Source organism: Streptomyces sp. NPDC059900, assembly GCF_050270335.1.
Taxonomy (GTDB): Bacteria; Actinomycetota; Actinomycetes; order Streptomycetales; family Streptomycetaceae; genus Streptomyces.
This window is the reverse complement of sequence record NZ_JBNNJZ010000482.1, coordinates 1-6296: the sequence shown is the minus strand read 5'-3', so window position 1 is coordinate 6296 and position 6296 is coordinate 1. Positions and strand designations below refer to the sequence as shown.

The window sequence follows — 6296 nt, the reverse complement described above, 5'->3', positions numbered from 1 at the left end:
GCCCGGCCCTTACGAGGGCCGGGCTACGCCCGTTCCCGCCTTGTCACAAGGCCGCGCCCGTGTGTGCGTCCTCGGCACGGCGTTTTGCCGCAAGTCATGCGGATCGTACGGCCTGTGACGCTCCCGTATGCCACCGCCGGTGGCAACGTCGGTGATGGTGCCGGGGAGCCGGTTGCGGGCGGACTGGCTCATGAGAAGACGCTTCACCCGGGCCCCACCAGGGTCCGGCCGTGCGAGGGGTGACCGGGCCCCCCTTTCTTCGCCGAGGGCTATCCGAAGGTGAAGGCATAGCCCTGGACTCCGGGGGCCATCCGCAGTTCGAGTTCCGCCCGGGCCGGGGTGTCCCCGTCGACCAGGGAGTACAGGGACGGGGTGCCGTGCACCTGCACCGTCTTTGTGGCCTTGCCGTCGACCAGGACCGTCACCGGGCCTTCGCCGGCCATGACCAGGTTGACGTTCTTGGCCCGGTAGGTGAAGGCCAGCCGGGCGTCCTTGCCCGCGGTGAAGTGGTCGTATCCGGCCGTCCAGGTGCCGTCCAGGGAGAGGGAGTTGAGGGGGATCTCGGCCGGGAAGCGGTAGGTGGCCGCCTTGTCCTCGACCAGGGGGGTGCCGACGTAGCCGCGGATGCGCAGGTGGCTGAGGTAGGTCTCCGGGGTGCGTCCGGCGGTCAGGTCGTCGGCCTTCTGGCCCGTCTTGGGCGGCAGTTGCACCTGCGGGTTCGCCTGCTTCAGGAGGGTGCGGATGAGGTCCTCGGTCTGGTCGTACTTGCCCTCGCCGAACTTGAAGTAGCGCACGGTGCCCTTGGCGTCGATGAGGTATTTGGCGGGCCAGTACCGGTTGCGGTAGTTGTCCCAGGTGGTCAGGTCGTTGTCGAGGGCGACCGGGTAGGTGACACCGAGCTTCTTGGCCTGGTCGGCGACGTTGCCCGCCTTCTTCTCGAAGGGGAACTCCGGCGAGTGCACGCCGATGACCTCGAGCCCGTAGGCCTTGTAGGCGGTGTTCCACGCCTTGATGTGCGGCAGGCTCCGCTGGCAATTGATGCAGGAGTACGTCCAGAAGTCGACCAGCACCACCTTGCCGCGCTGGGACGCCAGGTCCACCGGCGAGCCGCCGGGAGTGTTCAGCCACTTGGCGATGCCGTCGATGGCCGGTGCCTTGCCGCACGTCCGCAGTTCGTCGGCGCCGTCCTCGCACTTCGAGAGTTCTTTGTTGGAGTTGTTGTACAGCCCGGACAGTTGCTGGCGGGCGGTGTCGCTGTCCTCGATCTTCTTCCGGGCCGCCGAGGTGTAGTCGGGCAGGGCCCGCTGGATGGCGTCGGTGACATTGAAAGCGAGCGCGAATGCCAGGACGACCATCAGCAGGCCGGCGCCGATGCGCAGTTTGCGGGCCCGGGTGCGAAACGCCGCCACCCGTTCGGCCACCCGCCGCCCGGCCAGGGCGAAGACCAGCAGCGGGATCGCGGTGCCGGCGGCGAACGCGACCGTCAGCGCGACGATGTCCCCGTTGATCTCGCCCCGCGCCCCGGCCACCGTGATCGCGGCAAGGACCGGCCCGGCGCAGGGGACGTAGAGCAGTCCCAGGCCGAGCCCCAGCGCGAAGGCGCTGCCCTCCTTGTTCACCTGCCGCTGCGGGATCCTCGCGAACGGCTTCTCCAGCAGCCGCTCGACGGGCGGGAAGATCAGGCCCAGGCCGATCAGGACCAGCAGGGCCAGTCCCACGTAACGCAGGAGGTCCTGCGGCAGGCCGAGCGCGGACAGCAGGGTCACGCCCAGCAGCGTGAAGAAGCTGAAGCTGATGACCAGGCCTGTCACCACCGCGTAGGGACGCCGGTTGCGCACGGCCGGGGGCTTGGGTGCGGCAGGGGCGACCAGGGTGTCACCGGGGACCGCTGGCTGCGGGGCTGTCGCGGGCTTCCCGGCCGCAGGCCCGTCGGCTTCGTTGCCCGGCCCTCCGGCCAGGAAGACGACCGGCAGGACGGGCAGGATGCACGGCGACACCGCTGTGATCAAACCACCGAGCAGCCCGATCAAGATCAAGGTGAGCATGGGGAGCACCCTCCGCCGCAGGAGACCGGTGTGCCCGCTCTCCTCACTGGTGATTCGGAGCACCGCTCGGGCCGGATTGGCCCCACCAGTGGCTCAGGTGCACCCCTGCCCCGCCGCCTCGCCTGTCGGCGGGAGTCCCGCGGCCGGCACCCGCCGGGCCCGCACCCCGGTCAGGGGTACGGGCCCTCAGGCTGCCGCATCAGGCGGTGGCGAGAGAGACCTCGGTCGACTTCACAAGGATCTGCACCTCGGAGCCCTGCAACCCTCCTCCCCAACTGCGGCACGAGTTGGGCTAGATGTCCCGACTCGTGCGGGACGGCCACAGGGCCCAAAGGTCTGTTTTCTGCTTCCCCTGTGCGGGGCAGAGTTGACCGCCACCGACGCGGAAGTAGCGTGATCACATGGAACAGCGCATCACTCTGGTCACCCTGGGAGTCTCCGATCTCGCCCGCGCCAAGGGCTTCTACGAGGCGCTGGGCTGGCGGGGGCAAGAAGTCGAGGAGACCGTCTTCTTCCAGGCCGGGGGTCTGGGGCTCGTCCTGTGGGACCGCGGCAAGCTTGCGCAGGACTGCGGCCTGGCAGCCGGGCCGGCGGCCGGTTTCGGCGGGATCGCCCTGGCCCACAACGTCCGTTCCGAGGCGGAAGTCGATGCCCTGCTCGCTGTGGTGGAGCAGGCCGGCGGGACCATCACCAAGCCCGCCGCCGTCAACGCCATCGGGTTCTACTCCAGCGCCTTCACCGATCCCGACGGACATGCCTGGGAGATCGCGCACAATCCCGGTTTCCCCCTCGCCGAGGACGGCTCGCTGACTCTTCCCGATTTCGGCGGCCTCTAGAGCTGCGGATCGCCCACCAGCAGCTCCGCCGGCTCCTGCGGCCGGCTCGAGGCCAAGCCGGTCCGCCCCACTGAGCGCGTACGCCGGGCCGCACCCGCATTCCCTTGGCAGCACGCTGAAGATCCCAAAGGTGCGGTCCTGCCCCTTGCCCCCGGCCGAGGGTGCGGCCCGTGGTGCCCGGCGTAAAATGGAGGCACGGCAATGTGCACGACGGCGTATCCCGATCATGAACGCACGTATCGAGGACTACGCCCTCATCGGTGACCTGGAGTCCGCTGCCATGCTCGGCAGGGACGGGTCGATCGACTGGCTCTGTTTGCCGCGCTTCGACTCCCCGGCATGCTTCGCCGCGCTGCTCGGCACGGCTGACCATGGGTTCTGGCGCGTTTCCCCCGCGGGAGCCGGGCCGTGTGCCCGGCGCGCCTACCGCCAGGACACCCTGGTCATGGATTCCTACTGGGAGTGCCCGACCGGTGCCGTACGTGTCACGGACTTCATGCCGCCCCGCGCGCAGCTTCCCTGCATCGTGCGTCTCGTCGAAGGACTGTCCGGCGCCGTCTCCATGCGCAGTGAACTGCGGCCGCGCTTCAACCAGGGACGTGTCCTGCCGTGGGTGCGAGCGCACGAGCACTGCACGGTCGCCGTGGCCGGGCCGGATTCCCTCTGGCTGAGCTGTGACGGCCCGACGCAGATCCGCGGCGGCTCCGCCGTTGCGGACTTCACCGTCCTGGCGGGTCAGCGCCTCACGCTGCAACTGGTCTGGGCGCCCTCGCATCTGCCCCAGCCGCCACAGCCGCTGGGCGTCCCCGCGGAGACAGCGCTGAAGGCGACCGGCGACTTCTGGCGGTCCTGGACCGCTCGGTGCCGCTACCAGGGCCCCTGGCGGGAGGCCGTCACACGTTCACTGATCACGCTGAAGGCACTCACCTACGCACCGACCGGCGGAATCGTCGCGGCACCGACCACTTCGCTCCCTGAGTGCGTGGGCGGCGGACGCAACTGGGACTACCGGTTCTGCTGGCTGCGCGACTCCACACTGACCTTGTCCGCCCTTCTGCGCAGCGGATATCGCGACGAGGCGACAGCCTGGCTCGAGTGGCTGGTGCGGGCCGTGGCAGGTGACCCGGCCGATCTGCAGGCGGTGTACGGGGTGGAGGGACAACGAAGGCTGCCGGAGGCCGAGGCGCCGTGGCTGCCCGGCTACGAGGGTTCGCGGCCCGTCCGGTTCGGGAACGCGGCGGCCGGCCAGCTGCAACTCGACGTCTACGGCGAGGTTCTCGACACGCTCTACCTGTCGCTGCGGGCGGGGATTCCGATGCAGCCCCGGCTGTGGAGCCTGGTGGAATCCTTGATGAGCCATCTGCGGGACCACTGGCGTGAGCCGGACCAGGGCCTGTGGGAAGTCAGAGGCGGCAGACGACAGTTCGTACACTCCAAGGTCATGTCGTGGGTCGCCGCCGACCGTGCCCTGCGGATGGGCGAGATCCTCGGCAGGAACGAATCCGCCGAGCAGTGGCGCGCGATGCGCGACGCCGTACACCAAGAGGTGTGCCGTGAAGGCTGGGACCAGCAACAGCGGTCGTTCGTGCAGTCCTACGGATCACCCGCCCTGGACGCGTCGGCCCTGCTGATCCCCAAGGTCGGCTTCCTGCCCGCCGGCGACCCGCGTGTGCGCGACACCGTCCGGGCGATGAAGGCCCTGGACCGGCACGGATTCGTGCGCCGGTACGCGGACGACAGCCGGGCCACGCCCGGTGTGGACGGCATGCGCGGGTCCGAGGGCACGTTCGTGGCGTGCTCCCTTTGGTATGCCGACGCGCTGGCGGCGACGGGGCACCCCGGGCCGGCGCGGGAGGCCTTCGAGCGTGTCCTGGACGTGCGCAACGACGTGGGGCTGCTCGCCGAACAGTGGGACCCGGACGGGCGTCGCCAACTGGGCAACGCGCCGCAGGCGTTCAGCCACATCGCGCTGGTGGAGACGGCGTTCGCGTTGCAGGAGGCCGGTGTATGAGCGGCGCGGTCAGGTTCCGGGCCTGGCCGCCGTCAGGAGCACCATTCCGGAGTCGCCGTAGTCCGGCAGCGTCGGGTCGGCGTCGATCCTGGTGACCACCAGGCGCTCGGTGACGGGGGCGAACACCCGGGTGACGATGGCAGGGTCGACCGGGCAGCCGGGCCACCGCGAGGCGGGCCCGATGCGGTAGGTGGGCATGTTCTCCATGAAGGCCGCGACGAGGTGCCCGCCCGGTACCACGGAGCCTGCGAAGCGGTGGCAGAAGTCGGTGAACTCAGTGAAGTCCTCGGTGACGCCTTCGGCGACGAAGTTCATCGACGCGATGTCGTAGGTGCCGGGCTCCAGCGCCCGGATGTCGCCGTGGATGACGCGCACCGCCTCGAGCGACTGTGCGAGCGTCGTCGGCACACCGGGGTTGAGACGCCGGCACAGGGCGTGGAAGGGCAACCAGCTCTCGTCCGGGGCTTGTCCGAGTTGGCGGGCGAGGTAGGCCACGCCTGCGGCGCTCGCTTCGACGGCGTCGATGCGGCGGCTCGCGGCGGCGGCAAGGATCAGCGGGTAGAGGTTGGGACCGGCCCCGAATTCCAGGGAGCACCCGGCGCTTCCCGGCTCGAACTGCCGGTAGAAGGCGGAGTGGTGGGCGATGACCGCGGCATCGGAGGGATGCAGCTCGCGGTAGTTCTCGCCGAGGTAGTCCTGGACGGGCCAGCTGTCCCAGTCCACGTCGTCGTTGCGGGTCGGAGCCATCGGTGTCAGCTCCCCGGTCGCAGCGGAAAGCGTTCGACCAGGCGTGTGAGGGCGGCGTTGAGCCGGTCGATGTCGTCGTCGGAGTTCAGGGCGGTGATCTGCACGCGGAATCCGACCCGGTCGTGCGGTACCAGCGGATAGGCCGCCAGGGTCACATAGATGCCCTGTTCCCACAGGAAGCCGGCCACGGCATCCAGGTCCGATCCGTCGACCAGGGGGATCTCCACGATCGGCAGCCGGTCGCGGTCGAGGGTCGCCAGGCCGAGCCCGGCCACGTGATCGAGGACCCGGACGGTCTTGCGGTATAGATCGGCGCGGATGGCCTCCCCGCGCCGGTCGTTGACCTCCATACCGGCGAGTGCGGTCGCCAGTGAGGCAGTGGGCGAGGGCCCGGAGTACAGGTAGGGGGCGGCGGTGACCTTCAAATGCTCCTTGAGCGCGGAGGGCAGCGCGAGGAAGGCGAGCAGCGACGAGTAGGCCTTGGAGAAGCCGCCGACGAGCACGATGTTGTCGTACGTCTCGCCGGTGTGCCGCACGACGCTGTTGCCGCGCATCCCGTACGGGCACGGCTCGGCGGCGCCGCGCTCCCCGATGACGCCGAAGCCGTGGGTGTCGTCGATGTACAGGGTCGCGTCCAGATCCCGGCACAGCCCGGCC

5 protein-coding genes are annotated in these 6296 nt (G+C 69.7%); 2 read left to right on the top strand and 3 right to left on the bottom strand.

Translation table 11 applies throughout. The annotated features are described in order from the left end of the window. Positions 1-269 precede the first annotated feature (269 nt). Positions 270-2045 carry a cytochrome c biogenesis protein DipZ gene (locus tag ACQKIP_RS36815; protein ID WP_365864370.1) on the bottom strand — a complete coding sequence of 592 codons (1776 nt, stop codon included), beginning with the start codon at positions 2043-2045 and terminating at the stop codon, positions 270-272. A 401-nt stretch (positions 2046-2446) separates the two neighbouring features. On the opposite strand from ACQKIP_RS36815, the gene ACQKIP_RS36810 reads away from it, so the two are divergent. Together ACQKIP_RS36810 and ACQKIP_RS36805 are read left to right on the top strand one after the other, a co-directional pair. After that, on the top strand, positions 2447-2881 hold the full coding sequence (locus ACQKIP_RS36810; RefSeq protein WP_365864368.1) for a VOC family protein: 435 nt from the start codon (positions 2447-2449) through the stop codon (positions 2879-2881). 226 nt (positions 2882-3107) lie between these two features. Continuing rightward, positions 3108-4892, top strand: coding sequence for a glycoside hydrolase family 15 protein (locus ACQKIP_RS36805; RefSeq protein WP_365864366.1), 1785 nt, complete (start codon positions 3108-3110; stop codon positions 4890-4892). Between the two features lie 9 nt (positions 4893-4901). Here the strand turns inward: ACQKIP_RS36805 and ACQKIP_RS36800 are convergent, their stop codons facing one another. Together ACQKIP_RS36800 and ACQKIP_RS36795 are read right to left on the bottom strand one after the other, a co-directional pair. Next, positions 4902-5639: a class I SAM-dependent methyltransferase gene (locus tag ACQKIP_RS36800; protein ID WP_365864363.1), complete on the bottom strand. Its 738-nt coding sequence runs from the start codon at positions 5637-5639 to the stop codon at positions 4902-4904. 5 nt (positions 5640-5644) lie between these two features. Next, positions 5645-6296, bottom strand: a 652-nt coding sequence (locus tag ACQKIP_RS36795; protein ID WP_427745134.1) for an aminotransferase class I/II-fold pyridoxal phosphate-dependent enzyme, incomplete at its 5' end; no start/stop codon positions are given.

Excerpts from the sequence above, each read along its gene's own strand:
- ACQKIP_RS36810 (WP_365864368.1), top strand. The coding sequence starts at position 2,447 with ATGGAACAGCGCATCACTCTGGTCACCCTGGGAGTCTCCGATCTCGCC.
- ACQKIP_RS36800 (WP_365864363.1), bottom strand. The coding sequence starts at position 5,639 with ATGGCTCCGACCCGCAACGACGACGTGGACTGGGACAGCTGGCCCGTC.
- ACQKIP_RS36815 (WP_365864370.1), bottom strand. The coding sequence starts at position 2,045 with ATGCTCACCTTGATCTTGATCGGGCTGCTCGGTGGTTTGATCACAGCG.
- ACQKIP_RS36805 (WP_365864366.1), top strand. The coding sequence starts at position 3,108 with ATGAACGCACGTATCGAGGACTACGCCCTCATCGGTGACCTGGAGTCC.